Source organism: Methylobacterium sp. AC433, from assembly GCF_979253015.1.
Map to the genome: position 1 here is coordinate 1 of NZ_CEEDBN010000072.1, position 263 is coordinate 263.

General features: G+C 75.3%; 1 pseudogene. It reads left to right on the forward strand.

What is annotated here, in order from left to right:
* Nucleotides 1–263, forward strand: a pseudogene (locus AC0IWM_RS23785) (dihydroxy-acid dehydratase); the annotation flags it as partial.

Sequence of the window (263 nt, forward strand, 5' to 3'; positions counted from 1 at the left end):
GCCCTACATGGAGCACTTCCACCATGCCGGCGGCATGCCGGTGCTCCTCCGGAACCTGGGAGCGCTGATCGACCTCGAGGCCGGCACGGTCGCGGGCGGGACCCGGCGCGACGTGGTGGCGGCGGCCGAGGCGGTACCGGGCCAGACGGTGATCCGCGCCGCCGGTGATCCGATCCAGCCCGTGGGCGCCATGGCGGTCCTGCGCGGCAATCGCGCCCCGCGGGGCGCCCTGATCAAGCACAGCGCCGCGAGTCCGGACCTGC